Annotated in this window: 22 protein-coding genes and 1 tRNA gene; 11 read left to right on the top strand and 12 right to left on the bottom strand. The window is 66.1% G+C overall.

What is annotated here, in order from left to right; translation table 11 throughout:
* Window positions 1–26: 26 nt before the first annotated feature.
* Both AC6LJ5_RS03795 and AC6LJ5_RS03800 read right to left on the bottom strand, forming a co-directional pair.
* A complete protein-coding gene (locus tag AC6LJ5_RS03795; RefSeq protein ID WP_498139856.1) occupies window positions 27–1,046 on the bottom strand; it encodes an asparaginase in 1,020 nt (339 codons plus the stop codon).
* Window positions 1,043–1,945, bottom strand: coding sequence for a polysaccharide deacetylase family protein (locus tag AC6LJ5_RS03800; RefSeq protein ID WP_498139857.1), 903 nt, complete (start codon window positions 1,943–1,945; stop codon window positions 1,043–1,045). The genes AC6LJ5_RS03795 and AC6LJ5_RS03800 overlap by 4 nt, the downstream gene beginning before the upstream one ends.
* Window positions 1,946–2,106: 161 nt before the next feature.
* On the opposite strand from AC6LJ5_RS03800, the gene AC6LJ5_RS03805 reads away from it, so the two are divergent.
* Window positions 2,107–2,883: an IclR family transcriptional regulator gene (locus AC6LJ5_RS03805; RefSeq protein ID WP_103272836.1), complete on the top strand. Its 777-nt coding sequence runs from the start codon at window positions 2,107–2,109 to the stop codon at window positions 2,881–2,883.
* A 63-nt stretch (window positions 2,884–2,946) separates the two neighbouring features.
* Here AC6LJ5_RS03805 and AC6LJ5_RS03810 read toward each other — a convergent pair whose 3' ends face one another.
* From AC6LJ5_RS03810 to glcF, 4 genes are read right to left on the bottom strand one after another with little or no spacing between them, the layout of a single operon-like run.
* Window positions 2,947–3,162: a hypothetical protein gene (locus AC6LJ5_RS03810; RefSeq protein WP_498139858.1), complete on the bottom strand. Its 216-nt coding sequence runs from the start codon at window positions 3,160–3,162 to the stop codon at window positions 2,947–2,949.
* Window positions 3,163–3,177: 15 nt separating this feature from the next.
* Window positions 3,178–3,966 (bottom strand): SDR family NAD(P)-dependent oxidoreductase, encoded by a 789-nt coding sequence (locus AC6LJ5_RS03815; RefSeq protein ID WP_158658339.1) that lies wholly within the window; start codon window positions 3,964–3,966, stop codon window positions 3,178–3,180.
* A 2-nt stretch (window positions 3,967–3,968) separates the two neighbouring features.
* Window positions 3,969–5,495, bottom strand: coding sequence for an FAD-binding oxidoreductase (locus AC6LJ5_RS03820; RefSeq protein ID WP_498139859.1), 1,527 nt, complete (start codon window positions 5,493–5,495; stop codon window positions 3,969–3,971).
* Window positions 5,496–5,520: 25 nt separating this feature from the next.
* Entirely contained in the window at window positions 5,521–7,047 is a 1,527-nt protein-coding gene (gene glcF, locus AC6LJ5_RS03825) for a glycolate oxidase subunit GlcF (RefSeq protein ID WP_498139860.1), read from the bottom strand.
* Between the two features lie 185 nt (window positions 7,048–7,232).
* On the opposite strand from glcF, the gene AC6LJ5_RS03830 reads away from it, so the two are divergent.
* Both AC6LJ5_RS03830 and AC6LJ5_RS03835 read left to right on the top strand, forming a co-directional pair.
* The gene (locus AC6LJ5_RS03830; protein WP_158658340.1) at window positions 7,233–8,171 is read left to right on the top strand and encodes a Bug family tripartite tricarboxylate transporter substrate binding protein; all 939 of its coding nucleotides are present in this window, start codon (window positions 7,233–7,235) and stop codon (window positions 8,169–8,171) included.
* A gap of 7 nt (window positions 8,172–8,178) precedes the next feature.
* Complete coding sequence (locus AC6LJ5_RS03835; RefSeq protein WP_498139861.1) at window positions 8,179–9,075, top strand: alpha/beta hydrolase; 897 nt, start codon at window positions 8,179–8,181, stop codon at window positions 9,073–9,075.
* A gap of 25 nt (window positions 9,076–9,100) precedes the next feature.
* Here the strand turns inward: AC6LJ5_RS03835 and AC6LJ5_RS03840 are convergent, their stop codons facing one another.
* Together AC6LJ5_RS03840 and AC6LJ5_RS03845 are read right to left on the bottom strand one after the other, a co-directional pair.
* A complete protein-coding gene (locus AC6LJ5_RS03840) occupies window positions 9,101–10,051 on the bottom strand; it encodes a helix-turn-helix domain-containing protein (protein WP_103272843.1) in 951 nt (316 codons plus the stop codon).
* A 158-nt stretch (window positions 10,052–10,209) separates the two neighbouring features.
* Window positions 10,210–10,285 (bottom strand) — tRNA-Gly (locus AC6LJ5_RS03845).
* 290 nt (window positions 10,286–10,575) lie between these two features.
* Here AC6LJ5_RS03845 and murB point away from each other — a divergent pair.
* The gene (gene murB / locus AC6LJ5_RS03850) at window positions 10,576–11,625 is read left to right on the top strand and encodes a UDP-N-acetylmuramate dehydrogenase (protein ID WP_498139862.1); all 1,050 of its coding nucleotides are present in this window, start codon (window positions 10,576–10,578) and stop codon (window positions 11,623–11,625) included.
* A 131-nt stretch (window positions 11,626–11,756) separates the two neighbouring features.
* Here the strand turns inward: murB and dapB are convergent, their stop codons facing one another.
* Window positions 11,757–12,548, bottom strand: coding sequence for a 4-hydroxy-tetrahydrodipicolinate reductase (gene dapB / locus AC6LJ5_RS03855; protein ID WP_103272852.1), 792 nt, complete (start codon window positions 12,546–12,548; stop codon window positions 11,757–11,759).
* Between the two features lie 17 nt (window positions 12,549–12,565).
* The gene (locus tag AC6LJ5_RS03860) at window positions 12,566–13,102 is read right to left on the bottom strand and encodes an outer membrane protein assembly factor BamE (RefSeq protein WP_103272853.1); all 537 of its coding nucleotides are present in this window, start codon (window positions 13,100–13,102) and stop codon (window positions 12,566–12,568) included.
* Between the two features lie 157 nt (window positions 13,103–13,259).
* Between AC6LJ5_RS03860 and fur the strand changes: the two genes are divergently transcribed.
* The gene (gene fur / locus AC6LJ5_RS03865; RefSeq protein WP_103272854.1) at window positions 13,260–13,679 is read left to right on the top strand and encodes a ferric iron uptake transcriptional regulator; all 420 of its coding nucleotides are present in this window, start codon (window positions 13,260–13,262) and stop codon (window positions 13,677–13,679) included.
* Between the two features lie 170 nt (window positions 13,680–13,849).
* On the opposite strand, the gene recN is transcribed toward fur, so the two are convergent.
* Together recN and AC6LJ5_RS03875 are read right to left on the bottom strand one after the other, a co-directional pair.
* Window positions 13,850–15,511, bottom strand: a complete 1,662-nt coding sequence (gene recN / locus AC6LJ5_RS03870; RefSeq protein ID WP_392412015.1) for a DNA repair protein RecN — start codon at window positions 15,509–15,511, stop codon at window positions 13,850–13,852.
* A gap of 12 nt (window positions 15,512–15,523) precedes the next feature.
* Window positions 15,524–16,423: an NAD kinase gene (locus AC6LJ5_RS03875; RefSeq protein WP_103272856.1), complete on the bottom strand. Its 900-nt coding sequence runs from the start codon at window positions 16,421–16,423 to the stop codon at window positions 15,524–15,526.
* Between the two features lie 143 nt (window positions 16,424–16,566).
* On the opposite strand from AC6LJ5_RS03875, the gene hrcA reads away from it, so the two are divergent.
* The 6 genes from hrcA to dnaK all read left to right on the top strand — a co-directional run bounded on the left by hrcA (window position 16,567) and on the right by dnaK (window position 22,074).
* Window positions 16,567–17,571, top strand: a complete 1,005-nt coding sequence (gene hrcA, locus AC6LJ5_RS03880) for a heat-inducible transcriptional repressor HrcA (RefSeq protein ID WP_392412017.1) — start codon at window positions 16,567–16,569, stop codon at window positions 17,569–17,571.
* A gap of 46 nt (window positions 17,572–17,617) precedes the next feature.
* Window positions 17,618–18,709 carry a ferrochelatase gene (gene hemH, locus AC6LJ5_RS03885; RefSeq protein WP_103272858.1) on the top strand — a complete coding sequence of 364 codons (1,092 nt, stop codon included), beginning with the start codon at window positions 17,618–17,620 and terminating at the stop codon, window positions 18,707–18,709.
* 12 nt (window positions 18,710–18,721) lie between these two features.
* Complete coding sequence (locus tag AC6LJ5_RS03890; RefSeq protein ID WP_103272859.1) at window positions 18,722–18,961, top strand: hypothetical protein; 240 nt, start codon at window positions 18,722–18,724, stop codon at window positions 18,959–18,961.
* Window positions 18,962–19,082: 121 nt separating this feature from the next.
* Window positions 19,083–19,640: a nucleotide exchange factor GrpE gene (grpE, locus tag AC6LJ5_RS03895; protein WP_103272860.1), complete on the top strand. Its 558-nt coding sequence runs from the start codon at window positions 19,083–19,085 to the stop codon at window positions 19,638–19,640.
* A 21-nt stretch (window positions 19,641–19,661) separates the two neighbouring features.
* Entirely contained in the window at window positions 19,662–20,066 is a 405-nt protein-coding gene (locus AC6LJ5_RS03900) for a thioredoxin family protein (protein ID WP_392412019.1), read from the top strand.
* An 82-nt stretch (window positions 20,067–20,148) separates the two neighbouring features.
* Window positions 20,149–22,074 (top strand): molecular chaperone DnaK, encoded by a 1,926-nt coding sequence (dnaK, locus tag AC6LJ5_RS03905; protein WP_498139863.1) that lies wholly within the window; start codon window positions 20,149–20,151, stop codon window positions 22,072–22,074.
* The last annotated feature ends 29 nt before the right edge of the window (window positions 22,075–22,103 follow it).

Here is a 22,103-nt window from a genome sequence, read left to right on the forward strand (position 1 = left end):
CGTTGATGGGGATGACGTGGCCGCGCTCAGGCGTCGGCCAGGCTGCGGCAGGCAAACTCGGCGCGCAGCGAGGCGCCCTGATAGCCCGCCGCCAGCAGCAGGCGCAACAGCAGCCGGGCCTTGAGTCCGCCCAGGCTGCCGCCGTGGATGGCGCCGCGCGACAGCAGGTCGCTCTCGGATCCGGGGAAGCCGTAAGTGATGCGCAGCACCGGACCCGCCGCCACGCGCGTGCTCAGCACGACCGGCATCCGCGCCGCCAGTTCGCCGATGTCCGGCGCCAGCCACGCCGGCACGTGGCCCGCGCCCATGGCTTCGATGACCGCGCCCTGGTAGCCCAGTTGCGGCAGCGCGCGCAGCATGCGCCCGTCGTCGTCCAGCCCGATGCGCAGCAAGGCGACCGGGGTTTCGTCCAGTCGCGCGGCCGCGACGCGCACGGCCGGCAGCGGCGCCTGCCAGCCGAACAGGCGGAACTGGCCTTCCTGGATCGTGCCCAGCGGTCCCGCGCCGGGCGAGCGGAAGGCCGACGGCAGGGTGGTGTGGGTCTTCTGCACGTGCCGCGCGGCATGGGCCTCGTCGCCCAGGACCACCAGCGTGCCGAGTCCGGCGGCGTCCGGCGAGGCGGCCACGGTCACGGCCGCGAGCAGGTTGGACGGACCGTCCGCGCCCGGCGCCTGGGCGCCGCGCATGGCGCCCGTCACGACCACGGGCAGCGTGCTCCGCGCCAGCAGTTCCAGGGCGAAAGCGGTTTCCTCGATGGTGTCCGTGCCCTGCACCACGACGGCGCCCTGGCAGCCACGGTCGAAGCCGTCCGCGATCACGTCGGACAGGCTGGCGAGATCGCGCAGCGTCAGCGTGGCGCCTGGCTTGTTCGAGTAGGCGACGGTTTCCAGCGCGGCGATCCGCTCCAGCGCCGGGACGGCGCGGACCAGTTCGTCGGCCTGCAGGGCGGGCTTGATGGCGCCACCGGCGTCCGAGGCCATCGCGATGGTGCCGCCGGTGCCGAGCAGCAGGATGCGGGGCGGGGTCAGGCCGGGCACGCCGTTCATGGCCGGTTTCCTTGCGATTGCGCGCGGTAGATGTCGAGGATCTCTTCGCCCGTGCACATCAGCACGTCGGGATGCGACAGGATGTGGTCGTAGAGTTCCGCCAGGTAGCGGATCCGGTGCGGCGCGCCGGTGAGATAGGGGTGGATGGAGATGGCCATCACGCGGGGAATGTCGGCCCCCTCGCGGTACAGCTGGTCGAACTGGTCGCGGCCGCGCAGCAGCAGTTCATCGGAACCGTGTAATTGCACGGCCGATATCACCACGTCGTTGAGCTCCACGGTATAGGGCACCGACACGATATCGCCCGAGCGCGTCCTGATGGGCACGGGCTGGTCGTCCAGCACCCAGTCGGCCACATACTCGATGCCCGCCTCGGCCAGCAGGTCGATTGTGTCGTCGGTTTCCGTCAGGCCGGGGCTTTCCCAGCCGCGCGGCGCGCGGCCGGTGAAGGCCTTGATGGCGGCGATGGTGTCGCGGATCGCCGTGGCCTGGTCGGCCACGCGATGCATGGGCTGCTGCACATGCCCGTGGCCCATGAATTCCCAGCCGGCGTCGAGCGCGGCCTGGCAGGCCGGGGCGTATAGCTGGCAAGCCGTGCCGTTCACTGCGAGCGTGGCCTTGAGCCGGCGCGCGTTCAACACATCCAGGAAACGCCAGAAGCCGACGCGCATGCCGTATTCGTGCCAGCACCAGTTGGGGATGTCGGGCAGCAGCGGCTGACCCATGGGCGGCGGCAGCACCGCACGGGGCATCGCCAGCCCCGGCTGCCAGTTTTCTACATTGACGATGGTCCATACGGCGACGCGGGCATTGCCCGGCAGCGTGAAGGGCGCGCGGTGGGTGATCGGTTCGTAGGGTACGCGGTCGCGCGCGGACCAGGGGGGAGGGGACGGCTGCATCGGCTTCGCTCCAGCAAGGAATCATTGCGGTGGGCCAACTATTCCAAATAGTGGAAAAGATGTTGGAATGGTTTGACCCGGATACATCGCGAAGACATGCTAGGTTGCTGAATGCAGGCCCACCAAGTGAAATAAATTAAATTCCATCAATTGGACTGACGATGAGCCTAGCCATAGAAACCGTGAACGGCGCCCAGGGCATCACCCGGGCCATTCAGGTGTTGAAGTTGTTGGCGCGCGAGGCCGACGCCGGCATGAGGCTGGTCGATCTGGCCAGCGCCGCCGGCCTGGCGCGGCCGACCATGCATCGGCTGCTCAGGGCGCTGGTCGCGCAAGGCATGGCGGTGCAGGACACGGCGACGCGCCGCTATCGGCTCGGCGCGCTGGTCTTCGAGCTGGGCCTGGCCGCCGCGCATCGGTTCAACCTGCGCGATCTGAGCATGTCCGCCCTGACTCGCCTGGCCGTGGAGACTGGCGATACCAGCTTCCTGTTCGTGCGCAGCGGTAACGATGCGGTATGCATCAATCGCGTCCAGGGCGGCTATCCGATCCAGACGCCGGCCCTGCCGATGGGCAGCCGCCAGCCCTTGGGCGTGAGCGCCGGCGGCCTGGCGCTGCTGGCCAATCTGACGCCGGCGGAGCAGGAAGGGATCATCGATGCCATCGCGCCGCGCCTGGGCGCCTACGGCGACCTGGACGCGCGCGACGTGCGGACGCATTGCGCGCAGGCCGCCAAGGTCGGCTACGCGTTGATCGCCAATCGCGCGGTTCCGGGCATCAGCGCGGTCGGCCTGCCGGTGCACAGCGACAGCGGCCTGCTGCTGGCGGCCGTGACCGTGGCGACCACGCACGGCCGCATGACCGACGCAAGGGTGCGCGAGGTGCTGCCTGTGTTGCGCCGCGCGGCGCGCGAGATCGGAGAGTTGCTGCGGCAGTAGCGGACAAGGGCTGGCCGTGGCGCTTGCGCAGTTGGCGCGCCCAGGTCCGGGTGGCCCGCGCCGCTAGCCGGGTCGCGAGATGAACGCGAGCGCCTGTTCCACGATCGGGCCAGGATCGTCGGTCGCCATCTTGAGCACGCTGAAGTGATCGTCTCCGTCAAGCGCCTGGCAGACGGCGGGATTGCCATTCCCGGCCCAGCATTCCGCCATTTCCCGGCTTTGCCGCAGGAACGCCGTGCGCAGTTGTCCCGTCAAATACTGATGCTCGAGCTGCCGCATATCCATCTTCAACCTTCAAGGGGTCAACCTGCCGCCGTTCAGGTGCAGGACCTGCCCCGTGATGTAGCCGGCACCCGGTCCGGAAAGAAACAGGATGGGCCCGACGATGTCGGCGGGGCTGGCAACGCGGCCCAGCGGTATGGAGGATACATACTTGTCGCTCAGCTGGTCGAACCAGCCACGGTCGCTCACGATGTCCTCGCGTCCGGTGCCTCCCCCCAGAAAGGCCGTCTCGACGGCCCCAGGCGCCACCACATTGGCGCGCACATGAGGAGCCAGTTCCATGGCGAATGCCTTGGTCAGGCTGACCAGGGCGCCCTTGGACGCGGCGTAGGCGCCCATGCCCGGCATGACCTGGTAGCCCAGGCTCGATGCCACGGTCGTTATCGAGGGCGTTTCGCTGGCACGCAACAGCGGCAGCAGCTCGCGTACCAGGATATGCGCGGATGTCAGGTTCACTGACATCAGGTCATTCCATGCCGACAGCGCGACCTCGGCCAAGGGACGGCGCGGCAGTATCGGATAGCCGCAGAGGAACACGAATGCATCGACGTTCCGCCAGGCGCTCCGGATCTGTCCGACCGCCTCGATGATGGATTGCTCTTCAAGCGCGTCAAAGCCGACGTAGCGGGCGCCGGCAACGCGGCAGTCGGGGCGGATGGCCTTGGGCAGGTCCAGCACGGTGACGTTCACGCCATGGGCCAGCGCCTGGGCGACGAGTTCGCGTCCGATGCCGCCGCAGCCGCCGGCGACCACCATGTGCGAGCCCGTTTTCGGACCCAGCCAGTTGTCGTCATGCGCCATCATCATTTCTCCGTGGGAATCCCGTATTTTCCTGGGCTGATGACTCCATTGGGGTCAAGCGCCTTCTTGATGGCGGCGCAGGCGTCGCGCAGTTCCGGGATCATCTGCCGCATGTGCAGGTCGTGGTAGTCCGCCGGGGCGCGGCCAACGCCGACGCCGTGCCTGGCGAATGTTTCGGCCAGCTCCCGATAGCAGGCATCGGCCCGCGCGTTTTCGTTCTTGTCGTCCTTGTTCCAGACCAGGACATGCAGGCCCCGCGCGAATCGCGCGGACGCGACGTGCATGACGATGTAGTCCATCCCGTGCTTGGCGAAAATGGCGCGCCCGAGACGATCGAGCGCCAGGGCCTGTTTGCCCACCATGGGCGTGCCGGGCAGGAACCATGAGTTGCCGCTGCCGGGCCGCCACTGCAGCATGCCCAATTCGTTCGCGCTGGGGCGGCCGTTCATTGAATCGATCGCCACGCGCAGAGGCGCCATGTTCTGCGCTTCCTCGTGGCTGATGTAGCGGGCCTTGCCGCTGCGCTCGAAATGCGCCCGCACGCGCTGGATCTGCGGCTCAAGCGCGGCGTCGGACGGGCCATAGAACATGCCGGACACCTGCCAGGCGCCCAGCCCATGCTTGCGCTGCAAGGCGGCGCGTCCCGCATCCGAGATGCCATCCTTCGATCCGGCCACGTATTCGGGGTTGCGTTCCTCCGGAGCCAGCGCATACAGATCATTCGCCACGCGGAACAGGCTAGGCACGAAATTGGAGAGCTTCAGGGGGCGGCAGAGATCGATGATCTGTTCTATGTCCTCGTCATCCGGAAAGACGAAATGAAAGGAGCGCGAGACGGGCGGTCGGGGCATGAGCCAGATGCCCACGCGCGTCACAATCCCGAAATTGGACTGCGCGAAGAGTCCGTCCAGCGCCGGCCCCGATGAAAACCTGGAGACATGCCAGTTGATCGGATCCTCGGTATCCAGACCGCCGTCGCCGGTGCGGATGACGTCGCCATTGCCCAGGACGATCTCCATCCCGCAAAGCATGCCGAAGTGGTCGAAGTAGGGGCCGTAGCCGGCCCCTCGGTCCAGCGCGTTGCCAATGATGCCGCCATGTGGCGGGCCGGAGGTCGCGGAGACCATCAGCTTGTTGCCGCGCCGCGCGAGTTCGTCATGGAGCATCTGAAAGCTGACGCCCGGCTCGAGTTCGGCGTAGCACGTTTCCTCGTTGACCTGGAGGATGCGGTTCATGCGGTATCCCAGATCCACCACAACCTGGCCGGCGCTGGTCGGCGCCCGGGAGCCCAGCCCGATGTTGTTGCCCGTGCTGATGGGGTATAGCTCGATGCGCCACCGATTGGCCGCAAGGACGATGGCGCGCACGTGTTCCGTTGACGCTGGAAACAGCACGGCCGATGGTTCCCGGACCGGCGCCGGCAGGGTATGTTCGCCGTAGCGGGCGAGCGTTTCCCGCCGCGTGTCCACCCACTGTTCGCCGATGCCGGCGGCGACTTCCCGCAGGAAGCCCTGCATTCCCTCATTCATGATGTCTCCTGTGGATAGGCGTGGATCACCAGATCCCGACGTCGTCGCCGTCGGGCTTGGTCTTCTTGTGCAGCCTGACGACGGCTGAGGCTTGCGTCCCGGGAGCGCTGCCCTCGGCTGTGGTCGGCGCGGGCAGTTCTTCGAGCGCGATGTCCTCCAGCGCCGACGGCCGCTGGCCGCCGTAGGCCCAATCGAGCAGCTCGACGGTGTGTACGATGGGCGCGTCGCTGTACTGGCCGATTTGCGTGATGCATCCGATATTGCCCGCGGCAATGATCTGGGGCGCCAGGCCCGCGATGTTCATTGCTTTCCTTTGTCCCAGCTGCCGGGCAAGGTCGGGCTGCAGCAGGTTGTAGGTTCCCGCGGAACCACAGCAGAAGTGCGCTTCCGGTATGTCCTGCACGAGGTAGCCTGCCTTGCGCAGCAGCGCGCGCGGCGGGTCAGTGACCTTCTGCGCGTTGCGCAGGGAACACGCGTCATGGTAGGCAACGTGGTGCCGCCGGGGAGCGGGCGGGTCGGGCGGATTCATGCGCATCAGCCATTCGGTGATGTCGAGCGCCAGCGCGGATACGCGCGCGGCCGCGACGGCGTGGTCGCTGTCCTGCAACAGATGGACGTAGTCCTTGACGGTTGTGCCGCAGCCCGATGCATTGACCAGGATGGCGTCCAGGCCCTCGCCGTCGATTTCCGCGATCCAGGCCCGCACGTTGGCCTTGGCGAATTCTCGGGCCTGCTTGCGGTTGCCCATGTGCAGATTCAACGAGCCGCAGCAGGCCGCCGAGGCCGGTACGACCACTTCGCAACCCAGGCGCGTCAGCAGGCGTATCGTCGCGTCGTTGATGTGCGGCGAGAGCACGGGCTGCACGCAACCCGCCAGCAAGGCGACGCGCCACTTCCGTTCGCCGCGGGCGGGGTAGCGGTATTGGCGCAGGCCTGCCCGGCGTCGTTCGGGAATCAGGCGCAATGCGCTGCGCAGGAAGGGCGGCAACGCCGCCGAGAAGGGCCTGACCAGGCGGCCCAGACCCAGCGCCATCCGGAACAGGGCGGGGCGCGGCAAAACGCGGCCGAGCAAGGCTCGGGCGATGCGCTGTCCAGGCGGACGCCGGTAGTTGTCCTCTATGTGCGCGCGCGCCGTATCGACCAGATGCATGTAGTCGACTTTCACCGCGCAAGTGGTCATGCACGACATGCAGGAAAGACATCGGTCTATGTGCGCAACGGTCCGCGGCGTCGGCGCGCGCTGGCTTTCCAGCATTTCCTTGATCAGATCGATGCGGCCGCGCGGGCCATCGTTCTCGTCGTGCAGCAGAACGTAAGTGGGGCATCCCGCCGTGCAAAAGCCGAAGTGCTGGCACGTATTCAGGATTCTGTCCGCTTCCGCGATCGCGGGATCGGCGAGCTGCTCATCTGTCAGGCTGGTCTTCATGTCCGCGACGGTATGGTCTCCGATGGAATGATTCTGAAGGCCGGCCGTGAAACAAGTCTTGGCGCGAAGCGCAGATAGCTTGTGCCAGCGCGATGTCTGCGCGCCGGGCTTGTCTTTCCGGGCCATGCCGGGGCGACCGCGCCGCCCCATGGGTAGTGCCGGGCGCTTGCGACCATTCAAGATGCGCGACAGACCAAGCGCCGTTTCCTGGCTACGGTAAGGTTTCCTGGCCCGCTCACCGTGCGCCATATTCCAAGGGGGACGCCATGCTCAGGTCCATCATCGGTCGAATCATCTTCTGCATCGCCGCGATGCTGTCCACCGCCGCCCTAGCGGCCGACAGCGCGTACCCGTCCCAGCCCATTCACATCATCGTGCCCTACGCGGCGGGCAGCACCGGAGACATGGTCGTGAGGCTGATCGCGCCAGGAATGGAGCAGGCGCTGAAGGGAAAGATCATCATTGAGAATCGTCCGGGCGCGGGCGGGAACATCGGCACGAATTTCGTCGCCAACGCCGCGCCTGACGGCCATACGCTGCTGATGGCCGCGGTCAACAACTACGCGATCAACCAGTTCGTGTATCGATCCTTGATCGAAAGGCCGATCAAGCCGCTGGCGCCGGTGTCCAAGGTCATTGAAACGCCGTATGTCATGTATGCAAGCGGCGCCGTGCAGGTCAAGGATGTGCAGGCCTTCATCGCGCTGGCCAGGGAACGGCCGGGCACGTTCTTCTATGCCTCTTCGGGAGTGGGCACGGCGCCCCACCTGGCGGGGCTGTTGTTCGCGCGCCTGGCCGGCGTGCGGATGGAGCACGTGCCATATAAGGGCAATGCGGAGTCGGTGCGCGCCTTGCTTGCCAACGAGGTGCAGGTCTATTTCGCCAGCGTATCGGCCGGGCTGGAGCAGGTGGCCAGCGGGGCCAAGGGGATTCATGTATTGACGACTGCCTGGCCCTCGCGCCTGCCGGGCTATCCCGATGCGCCGTCGGCGGCGGAGTCGGGCGTGCCCGGCCTGAACGTATCGAACTGGTGGGGCCTGGGCGCGCCATCCGGGACACCGCTCGCCGTTCGCGAGAAATTGGCGGCGGCGGTTGCTCAGGCGCTTGACGATCCACAGGTCCGGGCACAGTTCGAGAAGTTGGGAATCTCCGCGGCGGCCAATGCGCCGGCGGCGTTCGCGGCCGACATCGCGTCGGACACCCGCCGTTGGGGGGAACTCATCAAGTCTTCGGGTATCGAGCCGCAGTAGGCGCTCGATGAACTTCAAGGGGCGCGGGATGCCGCAACATGTCTATCGGAATCTGGATCAGGCGGAACTCGATCGCGAGTACAACGCCGCGGCTCATGTAGGCGACACCAGGCCGTACTTCGACGACTACAACGCCAGAAGCGCGGCGGCCAGGGCCAGTCTGCTGTTTTCGCCGGATGTCCCATATGGCGGCGAGGAAGGCGAGACGCTGGATATCTTTTTCCAGTCCAGGTCTTGCGGGGCGCCCGTGCATATCTTCTTCCATGGCGGGGGCTATCGCTCGCAGGACAAGTACAACTTCAGCTTCGTGGCCGGGCCGCTGGTCGAGCGGGGCGCGGTCGTTGTCATCCCGAATTACGGCCTGTGTCCCGCGGTCGGCCTGGACGACATCGTGGCGCAGACCCGCCGCAGCATTGCCTGGGTGTATCGGCACGCCCGCATCATGGGAGGCGATCCCAATGCGATCACGATCTCCGGCCACTCCGCCGGCGCGCATATCGTCGCGCGCGCGCTGGAAGCCTGCTGGGATGATCATGGCGCGCCGGATGACGTCATCAAGGCGGCCATCTCGCTAAGCGGAATCTATGACCAGGAGGCGCGGCGGCTTTCTTTCCTCAATCAATATCTGCGGCTGGATCAGGCCCAGTCCTTGAGGAATTCGAGCATGTTCCGCACGCCAAGACGGCGGGTGCCCTATGTGATCGCCGTGGCGGAACACGAAACGGGCGAGTACATCCGGCAATCCAGGGACTACGCCCAGGCGCTCCAGGGCAAAAGCTATGACGTGAGCTATCTGCAGGTCCAGGGGAAGAATCACTACAACATCCTGGATGCATTCCTTGATTTTTCCCATCCCCTGGGTCATGCGCTCCATGAACAGGTGTTCAGGGGCAGTCGCGCCTGAAAGGCGCTGGAGGGCAGGGGAAATGCTAGGCGTCGCGCCGACCGGCGGGTTCGGCCGAACGGACGTCGGACGGCGTCATGCCGAATCGTTTCCTGAAGGCGTGATTGAAGTGGGATATGTCATTGAAGCCACATGCGTAGGCGATGCCGGATATCCGGTCGTGGCAGGCGAGAAGTTGTGTCCGAGCCAGTTCCAGCCTTTCCTGCAGCAGCATGTTCGAGAAACTGGTGCCCTGCTCATGCAGCACCTTCTGGATCAAGCGGCTGGACATCTTCAGGTGAGCGGCGGCGTCGTCCAGTGAGAGATCGGGGTTACTCGCGTGGCGGGAAACAAACCGCGCAATCGCCGCGCGCTGAAGCTCGCGAGGCGTCATGTAGACATCCTGGCGATGCGCGATCACCCGCAGCAGATTGCAGATGTTCTCCACGAGCAGATCGCCGTCGCCGAGTTTCAGCGCATGGTTTCCCGTGGACAATTCGACCAGATAGGACCGCAGGATGGCGGCGAATGGTTCAGCGGGCGCAAGGGGCATGCTGTGGATGTGCTGCAAGACGGGCAGCGACTTTTCGACCGCGGCCGCAGGCAGGTTGGCGACGATTCTGCGCACGCTTCCAGGAAAGCAGACTTTCATCGGGCGGCGGCTGTCTATGATGGTGACATCCCCCGGACGAACCAGGATCCGGCGTTGTTCGTCGTGCGTGATCTCCGCCGTGCCTTCCATCTGCCAGCTGACGAGATAGCCGGATGCGCCGGCATTGCCCAGCGTCTCACGCTTGCCGCAGACATCGTGCGCCTTGGTCCAGAACGATGCGCAGCGGATGCCATCGTGTTGCCTGGCGCTGATCCTGGCGGAAAAGTCCTTGGCCGATATCCTTTCGACGGAGACGTTGTGAATCGTTCTGGAGATGAAGTCTCGCCAGGATTCAGCGCGTTCGGATGGCGGCATGACATCAGTCGACAGGCTGATTACGGTCATGGCATGTTCCCCCCAGGAAATTCCAGCCTTTGTTTTTTGTATTCTAGGCTTGGCTCTGAACGGCGACCAGTGTCGTGGGGAAGGGGGGCGGAAATGAAAAAAGGGCCTTTCGGCCCTTTCTCGATATCCGCAGGCATGAAAACCTGCGGATCAAAATTTGGAGCGGGAGACGAGTCTCGAACTCGCGACCTCAACCTTGGCAAGGTTGCGCTCTACCAACTGAGCTACTCCCGCATTGGTTTCCTCTGGGCGGCTGGCTTGCGCCAACGGCTTGCGAAAACCGCATTTTTTATTGCGTGCCGAAGAATCGTGATCCTGTCGGCTGTCGCGCTGATCAACTTGGTTATCGATCAGAAGGCGCGCATCTTACATGATTTTTTTGAGCTTGTCTTGCCAGCGGTTTTTTCTTCCGCCGGATTTGCTTTTCTTGTTGTCTCGTTGATTTAGACAACTGGCAGAAAAACCGAAAAACTCAATCAAGTAATATGAGCGAAGACAGAAACTATAGCAACCCCGCAGCACCCATGTCAAATTCCCCTGTCATGCCTGACGCGAAAACCACGCTGTTCCCGGTCGCCCAGGATCTTTCCGGCCTCAACACCCTGGGCCTGGCGTCCCGCGCCGGGGCCTGCGTGACGCTGGATCAGCCGTCGCAATTGCCGGCCCTGTCGGCCCTGGCTCGCGAGCGCGCGCCGCTGCTGGTGCTGGGCGGCGGCAGCAATGTGGTGCTGCCCGAGACCGTGCCGGGACTGGTGGCGCGGGTGCGCTTCCAGGGTGTCCGGCTGCTTGAGGCGCGCGCCGATGCCTGGCTGATCGAGGCGGCGGGCGGCGAGAACTGGCATGGCTTCGTGTCGGCCTGCGTCGAGCAGGGCTGGGACGGGCTGGAAAACCTGGCGCTGATCCCGGGCACGGTGGGGGCGTCGCCGGTGCAGAACATCGGCGCCTATGGCGTCGAGCTGGACCAGCGCTTTCACAGCCTGACGGCCTGGGATGTGCAACAGGCGCGCATGGTGGACATGTCCGCGGCGGATTGCTGTTTTTCTTACCGGGACAGTCGTTTCAAGCACGACGCGCCGGGCAGCTGGGTCATCGTCAGCGTGCGCTTCGTCTTGCCCCGGCCGTGGCGGCCGGTGCTGGCGTATCCGGACCTGCAGCGCCACGAACGCCTGTCGCGGACGGCGTCGCCGACGGCCAGGGATATCTTCGACGCGGTCTGCGAGATCCGCCGCGCCAAGCTGCCCGATCCGGCGGTGACCGGGAACGCCGGCAGCTTCTTCAAGAACCCCATCGTGTCCGCGGCGCGGCGCGACGAACTGCTGGCGCGCTTTCCCGGCCTGGTTTCCTACGCGCAGCCCGATGGCGGCTACAAGCTGGCAGCTGGCTGGTTGATCGACCAGTGCGGCTGGAAGGGGCGCAGCCTGGGCGCGGCTGGCGTGCACGACCGCCAGGCGCTGGTGCTGGTGAACCGGGGCGGGGCCACGGCGGCCGACATCATGGCGCTGGCGGGGGCGATCCAGGAAGCGGTGGCCGAGCGTTATGGCGTGGCGCTGGAGCCCGAGCCGGTGCGGGTCTGAGCGCACCTGCATCGCGCATGCTCGGTGGCGGTCATGAAAAAGCAAAAGGCTCCCGTGGGAGCCTTTTTCATGCGCCGGCCATGCCGGTCGGCCGACGCCATGCCGCCAGCGGCGGCATGGGCGGATCGCGCTTAGAGACCCAGCACCGACTGCATGTCGTACAGCCCGTTGTGCTTGTCTTCCAGGAAGCTCGCGGCGCGCAGCGCGCCCTGCGCGTAAGTGACGCGGCTGGAAGAACGATGCGTGATCTCGATGCGTTCGCCGATGCCGCAGAACGACACGGTGTGGTCGCCCACGATGTCGCCGCCGCGCAGCACCGAGAAGCCGATGGTGCCGGGCTTGCGCACGCCGGTGTCGCCGTGGCGGCTCCAGGTGGCGACGTCCGGCAGCGCCACGTCCCAGGCCGAGGCGATGGTCTCGCCCATCTTCAGCGCGGTGCCCGAGGGCGCGTCGACCTTGTTGCGGTGATGGGCCTCGAACACTTCGACGTCATAGCCCGAATTCAGGATGCGGGCGGCCATGTCCAGCAGCTTGAGCGTGGCGTTCACGCCCACGCTCATGTTGGGCGCGAAGACGATGGCGGTCTTCTGGGCGGCGACCTCGATGGCGGCGCGGCCGGCCTCGTCGAAGCCGGTGGTGCCGATGACGGCTTTCACGCCATGGCGCACGCAGGCCTGCAGATGCTCCAGCGTGCCCTCGGGACGGGTGAAGTCGATCAGGCAGTCGGCGCCGGACAGCGCGTCCAGGTTGTCGGTGATGGCGACGCCGGTCTGCTTGCCCAGCGGGGCGCCGGCGTCCTGGCCCAGCGAGGCCGAGTCCTTGCGGTCCAGCGCCACCGCCAGTTCCAGGCCGTCGGCGGCGAGCACGGCTTCGATCAGCATCTGGCCCATGCGGCCGCTGGCGCCTGCGATTGCAATACGCATGTGGGAATTCCTTGGTGTCAGCGCAGCGGCTCGGGCGCGTTGCCCGGCTGGCCGGGGTATTGGGTGGCGGGGTCGACCGGGGCCGCGCTGTCGCGCTTCTTGGCGTCCTGCTCTTCCTTCAGGCGGGCTTCGTCTTCGTTCAGACGCTTCTCGGCCTTTTCGTCACCCTGGGCGCTGGGCGTGTTGATCTGGTAGGGCTGCAGCTCGGGTTGCTTGTCGCCTTCCCAGCGCACCAGCCGGTCGTTCTCGAACCAGACCGTGAACTTGCGCTCCTGGGCGTCGCCGTAGCCGGGCTTGAAGTAGTACGGGTAGTCCCAACGGTCGGCGTGCAGCACGCTGGTCAGCGTGGGGCTGCCCAGCGCGAAGCGCACCTGCTCGCGGGACATGCCGGGCTGCAGCAGGGCCACTTGTTCCTGGGTGATCCAGTTACCTTGCTGGACGCCCGCCTTGTACGGGAAACCCCATTTGCCGGACGAGCAGCCCGCGAGGGCGAAGGCCAGGGCGGCGACGGCCAAGCCGGTCTTCAGCGAACGGGAGGGAATTCGTGCAATCATGGACACTACGCGCCCCTATTATTTGGAAGCAGACAAAACCGTTATCATAAAGGTTTCATAAGGATAGTTCCGCGGGGCGGCATGAATTCCGGGCGGCCCGCTTGCGGTTTTCCCCTGATCCTTGCCCATGCCAACGCGGACGGAGAGCGATTACACCATGACCGACCAAAGCGAACTGAAAAACATGGGGCTGAAGGCGACGTTCCCGCGCCTGAAGATTCTTGATATTTTTCGCAAATCCGACCAACGGCACCTCAGCGCCGAAGACGTGTACCGCGCCCTGATCGGCGAGAACGTCGAGATCGGCCTGGCCACCGTCTACCGCGTGCTGACCCAGTTCGAGCAAGCCGGCATCCTGGCCCGTAGCCAGTTCGACAGCGGCAAGGCCGTGTTCGAGCTGAACGACGGCGACCATCACGACCACCTGATCTGCACCAACTGCGGCAAGGTCGTGGAATTCTCGGATCCGGACATCGAGAAGCGTCAGCAGAAGGTCGCCAAGGACAACGGCTTCGCGCTGGAAAGCCACGCCATGGTGCTGTACGGCATCTGCGGCAGCTGCCTGAAGGGGCGTTGATCCCCGTGTCCGGGATCCGCGTCCGGACGCAGCAAGCCTGATTCCCCCCGATTCGCGCCGCGCTCGTCGCGGGTCGGTGAAATCAAAAGCCCCTTTCATTGAAAGGGGCTTTTTTTATCATCAGCGCGGGGCGCCGAGCGACGGGCGCCCCTGGCGACCGGTCTTCTGGGTCAGCGCGTGGCCTGGACCGCGCCTTCCAGCATTTCGCGCGCGTGCTCGCGGGTGGTGGCGGTGAGCTTGATGCCGCCCAGCATGCGGGCGATTTCCTCGACGCGGGCCGCGTCGTCCAGCGCCTCGATGCTGGACCGGGTGGTGCCGCGCGATTCCGCCTTGCTGACCAGGAACTGGCTGTTGGCGCAGGCGGCGACCTGGGGCAGGTGGGTCACGCACAGCACCTGATGCCGCTCGCCCAATTCGCGCAGCAGCTTGCCGACCACTTCGGCCACCGCGCCGCCGACGCCGCTGTCGACTTCGTCGAAGATCAGCGTGGGCACGCGCGCCGCACGGCTGGCGATGACCGACAGGGCCAGCGAGATGCGCGACAGCTCGCCGCCCGAGGCCACCTTGGCCAGGGGGCGCGGCGAGGTGCCGGCATGGCCGGCCACCAGGAATTCGACCTGTTCGTTGCCGTGCGCGGACGGCGTCGCGGGTGACAGCGTCGGCTCGAAGCGGCCCCCCTGCATGGCCAGCGTCTGCATGGCCTGGGTGACCAGCTTGCCGAGATCCTTGGCGACCTTGCGCCGGGCCGTGCCGAGCTTGGCCGCGGCGGCGTCGTAACGTGATTGGGCGGCCTGGGTCTGTTCGCGCAGGCTGTCGATGTCGGCGGCCGCCTGCAGGGCGGACAGCTGCGTGTGCAGGTCTTCGCGCAGGCCGCAAAGCCCGTCGGGTTCGACGCGGAACTTGCGCGCCGTCTCGAACACCGCGCTCAGGCGGGCCTCGACGTCGGCCAGCCGCTGCGGATCCAGATCGACGCGGCTGACATAGTTGTTCAGGTCGGACACGGCTTCGCTGACGGCGATGCGGGCCGATTCGATCTCATCGACCACGCCCTGCAAGCCGGGATCGTGGCGCAGCATCTGCTGCAGCCGTTGGCCGGCCGAGTTGAGCCGGTGATGGGCCGAGTCGCCGTCGCCGTCCAGCGCTTCCAGGATCTGGCCGGCGCCGTCCAGCAGCGATTGTGCGTGTGCCAGCCGCGTATGTTCGGACTGCAGCGCGTCCCATTCGTCCTGGCCCAGGTCCAGGCTGTCGAGTTCTTCCACCTGCCATTGCAGGCGTTCGCGTTCGGCGGCCAGGCCGGCGGCGTCTTTTTCGGCGGCTTCGAGCTGGCGGGCCAGCGCGCGCCAGAGCTTCCAGGCCTGGCCGACGGCCTGGCGCAGTTCGCCATGGCCGCCGTGTGCGTCCAGCAGGTCGCGCTGCGCGTCCGGGCGCATCAGGCTCTGGTGCGCGTGCTGGCCGTGGATGTCGACCAGGCTGTCGCCCAGCTCGCGCAGTTGCGCGACGGTGGCGGGCGTGCCGTTGATATACGCGCGGCTGCGTCCCTGGGCGTCGATCACGCGGCGCAGGGCGAGTTCTTCGTCAGCGTCGAATTCGCGCTCGGCCAGCCAGGGACGCAGCGTCGCGGGGGTATCGAAGACGGCGGAGATGTCGGCGCGCGCGGCGCCCTCGCGCAGCACGCTGGCGTCGCCGCGCTCGCCCAGCGCCAGGGCCAGGGCGTCGACGAGGATGGACTTGCCCGCGCCGGTCTCGCCGGAAAACACGGTGAAGCCCGGGCCGAAATGGATCTCGGTCTGTTCGACGATGACGAAGTCGCGGATATGCAGGGTGCGCAGCATGGGGGGCGCTAACTACTCTACGTTGTCGGTGGCCTGCGGCATCAGGTTCCAGTGCAGCTTGCGGCGCAGGGTGGAGAAGAAACTGTAGCCTTCGGGGTGCACGAAGCGGACATTGTGGCGCGAGCGTTGCACCACGATGCGGTCGCCGGGTTGCAGGTCGGACCAGGTCTGCATGTCGAAGTGCACGCTGGCGCCCACGCCCACGCGCCCCATGGCGGTCAGGGTCATGTTGAGCACGCCGCTGTCGGGAATGACGATGGGGCGGTTGGACAGCGTTTGCGGCGCCACCGGCACCAGCACCATGGCGTTCATGCCCGGATGCAGGATGGGGCCGTTGGCGGACAGCGCGTAGGCGGTCGAGCCGGTGGGCGTGGCGATGATCAGGCCATCGGCGCGCTGCGTGTACATGAACGCGCCGTCCAGCTCGACGCGGACTTCGATCATGCCGCCGCGGCCGGCGCGGTTGAGCACCACGTCGTTCAGCGCGGTGGCCGAATACAGCTGCTGTTCGCCGCGCCAGGCGCTGCCCTCGAGCAGCATGCGTTCCTCGATCTGGAAGCTGCCTTCCAGCACGCGCGCTAGCGCGGCCTGCGAGTCCTGCAGCGGGATGTCGGTGATGAAGCCCAGCCGCCCATGGTTGATGCCGACCAGCGGCACGCCGAAGGGCGCCAGGTGGCGCGCCGCGCCCAGCACGGTGCCGTCGCCGCCCATGACCACCGCCAGCGAGGCGTTCTGGCCGATCTCTTCGAGCGAGGCGGCGGGGAATTCGGTGAGCCCGGTGTTGCGCGCCGTGTCGGCGTCGACCAGCAGCTGCCGACCGGCCTGCCTGAGCGCGAGCGCGAGCGCCCGCAACGGTGCGTCCAGGCCGGTGTCCTGGTATCTGCCGATCAGGGCGACGGTGGGAAAGTGCATGGCTGCGAGCGGATCAGAAAAGGCGACGCTGGAAAACGCGACACTTGCCCGGAATGGGCCAGTTTGCCGATTATATGGGGCCGCATATACGCTTGCGGGACAAAAATCGCCTCAATTGGAAAAGATTCCCTAAAATACCCGCCATGGACGACCGTGCACGCGCGTTACTGAAGGCGTTGATCGAACGCTATATCGCCGATGGGCAGCCCGTGGGTTCGCGGACGCTATCCAAAGTCTTCGATCTTTCCCCGGCCACGATCCGCAACGTCATGTCGGACCTCGAAGAGCTGGGCCTGATCCACAGCCCCCACACCTCGGCCGGGCGCGTGCCGACGCCGCGCGGCTATCGCATGTTCGTCGATTCCCTGCTGGCGGTGCAGTCGTACCAGCTGGAACCGCGCAACATGGGCGAGATGCTGTCGGCGGCCGAGCCCACCCGGGCCGTCAATGCCGCCGCCGCGCTGCTGTCCAACCTGACCCAGTTCGCCGGGGTGGTGCTCACGCCCAAGCGCGCCCAGATATTCCGCCAGATCGAATTCATCCGCCTGTCCGACAAGCGCGTGCTGCTCATCATCGTCACGCCGGATGGCGACGTGCAGAACCGCATCCTGTTCGTGCAGCGCGACTACGCCGAGTCCGAGCTGCTGGAGGCCGGCAACTTCTTCAATGTCCATTTCGCCGGCAAGTCCTTCGACGCCGTGCGCCGCACGCTGTCCACCGAACTCGCCCAGCTGCGCGAGGACATCTCGCGCCTGATGCAGGCCGCGGTCGAGGCCAGCGCCGAAGCGGCCGAGGACGGCGATGCCGTGGTGATCTCCGGCGAGCGCAAGCTGCTGGACGTGACCGACATCGCCTCCGACATGGACCGGCTGCGCAAGATGTTCGCGCTGTTCGAGAAAAAGACCGACCTGCTGCAGCTGCTGGACGTCTCCAGCCGCGCGCAGGGCGTGCAGATCTACATCGGCGGCGATTCCCAGCTGGTGCCGATGGAAGAGGTGTCCGTCATCACCGCGCCCTACGGGGTCGACGGCAAGGTGGTCGGCACTCTGGGCGTGATCGGCCCGACCCGCATGGCCTACGAGCGCGTCATTCCCATCGTGGACATCACGGCGCGCCTGCTGTCCAACGCGCTCAGCCACAACCAGTAGTTCCCAGTCAAAGCTGCATCCTCCTCGCGGAGGAAGGGGAGTTTTTGTGTTTCTTCGCCTGTTCAAGTACCTGTGGCCCGAACGCTACCTGCCCGAACCGGAGCAGGACGATCCCTTCAACGAGGATCCGCCGCCGCGCGCGCCGGGCAAGGTCGGCGTGCTGCTGGTGAACCTGGGCACCCCGGACGCTCCCACGGCCAGGGATATCCGCAAGTACCTGGGCGAATTCCTGTCCGACCCGCGCGTGATCGAAATTCCGCGCTATCTGTGGAAGCCGATATTGCATGGCCTGGTGCTGACCCTGCGCCCGAAGAAGCTGGCGCCGCGCTACGCCGGCATCTGGCTGCAGGACGGCTCGCCGCTGATGGTCTACAGCCGCCGCCAGGCCGAGGGCGTGGCCGCGGCGCTGCGCGAGGCGGGCGTGGACGCGACGGTGGAACTGGGCATGCGCTATGGCAACCCGTCGATCCCGGACGCGATCGGCCGGCTGCGCGCGCAGGGCTGCGAGCGCATCCTGACCGTGCCGCTCTATCCGCAGTACGCCGCCAGCACCACTGCCACGGTGGTGGACGCCGTGACCCGCCACGCGGGGCGTCTGCGCGACCAGCCGGAGCTGCGCTTCATCAAGCGTTTTCATGAAGACGCGTTCTACCTGGACGCGCTGGCCGGCCGCATCGAATCCTATTGGCGCGAGCATGGTCGTCCGCAGAAGCTGGTGATGAGTTTCCACGGCCTGCCGCGCTACTCGATCGAGCTGGGCGACCCCTACTACCGCGATTGCATGGAAACGGCGCGGCTGCTGTCGCAGCGTCTGTCGCTGCCGCGCGAGCAGATCGAAGTCACCTTCCAGAGCCGCTTCGGCGCGGCCCGCTGGCTGGAGCCCTATACCGAGCCCACGCTCAAGATGCTGGCCGCCGCCGGCGTGACGGACGTGGACGTGGTGTGCCCGGGTTTTGTGGCAGACTGTCTGGAAACCCTGGAGGAAATCAGCCAGGAATGCCGCCATGCCTTCCTCGAGGCCGGCGGCAGGCAGTTCCGCTACATTCCCGCCCTGAACGACGATCCGGCCTGGATCGCCGGCCTGGCAGGCTTGACGGCCAGGCATCTGCAAGGGTGGGGCGCGCACTCACCGACTTGAAGGAGCAGGCTCATGCATCATGATCCCAAGACTGGCAAGACCGTGAAAAAGGGGACGGTGGCTACCCCGGTGGACGAGGATCAGGTCGAGCATGAGCTGGACGAGGCGCTGGCCGAGACCTTTCCCGCCAGCGACCCCATCGCCGTCCATCCCGAGCCGGAAACGGATGAGGCCCGGGTCGACCGGGCGCTGAAGGACAGCTTTCCCGCCAGCGATCCGGCCGCGCCCGCCCAGCCGCACAGAAAAAAGTAGGGCGACCCCGATTTTTCGCAAAGGTTCCGCCGCCGGGGAATATTTCGCTATCCCGGGCTTGAAATAGGGGTATTGGCCCCCATTCATGTCTGCGAAAGCCATTCTTTTTGGAGGATTCCCCATGACGGCACCCCACGAGCCCGCAGACCAGACGCCCGAGCACGGCGCCGCCGCCGACGCGGCCCCCGCCGCCCAGGACGACCTGCTGGCCGAGCTGAACGAGCTGCGCGCCCAACTGGACGCCGCCCAGGCCACCGTCAATGAACAGCATGACCAGCTGCTGCGCGTGCGCGCGGAAGCCGAGAACGTGCGCCGTCGCGCCCAGGAAGACGTGTCCAAGGCCCGCAAGTTCGGCATCGAGTCGTTCGCCGAGAGCCTGGTTCCGGTCAAGGACAGCCTGGAAGCCGCGCTGGCCCAGCCCGAACAGACCGTGGACACCCTGCGCGAAGGCGTGGAAGTGACCCTGAAGCAGCTGGCCGCCGCCTTCGAGCGCAACCTGCTCAAGGAAATCGCGCCGGCCCAGGGCGACAAGTTCGATCCGCACCTGCACCAGGCGATTTCGTCGGTGCCGGCCGATCAGCCCGCCAACACCGTGTTGCAGCTGCTGCAGAAGGGCTACGCCATTGCCGACCGCACGCTGCGGCCCGCATTGGTGGTGGTGTCCGCCGGCCAGGGCTGAAACCGGACGATCCCCCCCGCCATGAGCGCGCCCCAATTCGACCCGGCCAGCTTTTTCGAGGCCTTCGGCATGCGCCGTGTCGATTCCGCCGGTTTCGACGCGGCCGTGGTCCAGGCGCCGGGCGACGATCTGCGCTGCGTGTTCCTGTGGGGGCAGGACTGCTACAACTGCAATATCTTCAAGCAGACCGCCCTGCTGCACCGGGATGCGCTGCTGGAATTGGATCTGAGCTGGTTCGAGGCCGACGTCTACGCCGACGAGCCGCTGGGCCGGCGCTTTTCGCTGCATGGCGTGCCCACCTTCGTGCTGTACCGGGCGGGCAAGCGGCTGGGACGCATCACCGGCTGGCCGGGCCTGCCCCAGTTCACGGCGGCGATCCGCCGGCTGCGTGAGCCGCCTCCGGAAAATTCCGCCGGGACGTCTTGAAAAACCCTGCCGGCGGCCCCAGTTATGCGGGGACAGTAAATTTTCTCTATTTTCATAGATATACATTCAAGGTAAACCCACCATGAGCAAAATCATCGGCATCGACCTGGGCACGACCAACAGCTGCGTGGCTGTCATGGACGGTGGGCAGGTCAAGATCATCGAAAACGCCGAAGGCGCCCGCACCACGCCTTCCATCGTCGCCTACATGGACGACGGCGAAACCCTGGTCGGCGCCCCGGCCAAGCGCCAGGCGGTGACCAACCCCAAGAACACGCTGTACGCGGTCAAGCGCCTGATCGGCCGCAAGTTCGACGAAAAGGCGGTGCAGAAGGACATCAATCTGATGCCCTATGCCATCGTCAAGGCCGACAATGGCGACGCCTGGGTGGAAGTGCGCGGCAACAAGATGGCGCCTCCCCAAGTGTCGGCCGACGTGCTGCGCAAGATGAAGAAGACCGCCGAGGACTACCTGGGCGAGGAAGTGACCGAGGCCGTCATCACCGTGCCCGCGTACTTCAACGACAGCCAGCGCCAGGCCACCAAGGACGCCGGCCGCATCGCCGGCCTGGAAGTCAAGCGCATCATCAACGAGCCGACCGCGGCCGCGCTGGCCTTCGGCCTGGACAAGAACGAGAAGGGCGACCGCAAGATCGCCGTCTATGACCTGGGCGGCGGCACGTTCGACGTGTCCATCATCGAAATCGCCGACGTTGACGGCGAGAAGCAGTTCGAAGTGCTGTCGACCAACGGCGACACCTTCCTGGGCGGCGAAGACTTCGACCAGCGCATCATCGACTACATCATCTCCGAGTTCAAGAAGGAACAGGGCGTTGATCTGTCCAAGGACGTGCTGGCCCTGCAGCGCCTGAAGGAAGCCGCCGAAAAGGCCAAGATCGAGCTGTCCTCCAGCCAGCAGACCGAGATCAACCTGCCGTACATCACGGCCGACGCCTCGGGTCCGAAGCACCTGAACCTGAAGATCACGCGCGCCAAGCTGGAAGCGCTGGTCGAGGAACTGATCGAGCGCACCATCGAGCCCTGCCGCGTGGCCATCAAGGACGCCGGCGTCAAGGTCTCGGACATCGACGACGTGATCCTGGTCGGCGGCATGACCCGCATGCCCAAGGTGCAGGAGAAGGTCAAGGAATTCTTCGGCAAGGATCCGCGCAAGGACGTTAATCCCGACGAGGCCGTCGCCGCCGGCGCCGCCATCCAGGGTTCCGTGCTGTCGGGCGAGCGCAAGGACGTGCTGCTGCTGGACGTCACCCCCCTGTCCCTGGGCATTGAAACCCTGGGCGGCGTGATGACCAAGATGATCCAGAAGAACACGACGATCCCGACCCGCTTCTCGCAGACCTTCTCGACCGCCGACGACAACCAGCCCGCCGTGACCATCAAGGTGTTCCAGGGCGAGCGCGAAATCGCCGCCGGCAACAAGGCGCTGGGCGAGTTCAACCTCGAAGGCATCCCGCCGTCGCCTCGCGGCGTGCCGCAGATCGAAGTCACGTTCGACATCGACGCCAACGGCATCCTGCACGTGTCCGCCAAGGACAAGGGCACCGGCAAGGAAAACAAGATCACCATCAAGGCGAACTCGGGCCTGTCGGAAGACGAGATCCAGCGCATGGTCAAGGATGCCGAGGCCAATGCCGAGGAAGATCACCGCGTGGCCGAGCTGGCGCAATCGCGCAACCAGGCCGACGCGCTGGTGCACGCCACCCGCAAGTCGCTGACCGAATACGGCGACAAGCTCGAGGCCGCCGAGAAGGAAAGCATCGAGGCCGCGATCAAGGACCTGGAAGCCGTGCTGAAGGACGGCGACAAGGCCGCGATCGACACCAAGGTGGAAGCGCTGTCGACCGCCTCGCAGAAGCTCGGCGAGAAGATGTACGCCGACATGCAGGCGCAGCAGGCCGCGGGCCAGCAACAGGCCGCGGACAACGCGAAGCCGGTGGACGACAATGTCGTCGACGCCGACTTCAAGGAAGTCAAGCGCGACCACTGATGGCCAGGCTCTGACCTGCCCAGCGCCGC

This window comes from Achromobacter sp. 1011791174 (assembly GCF_059760925.1).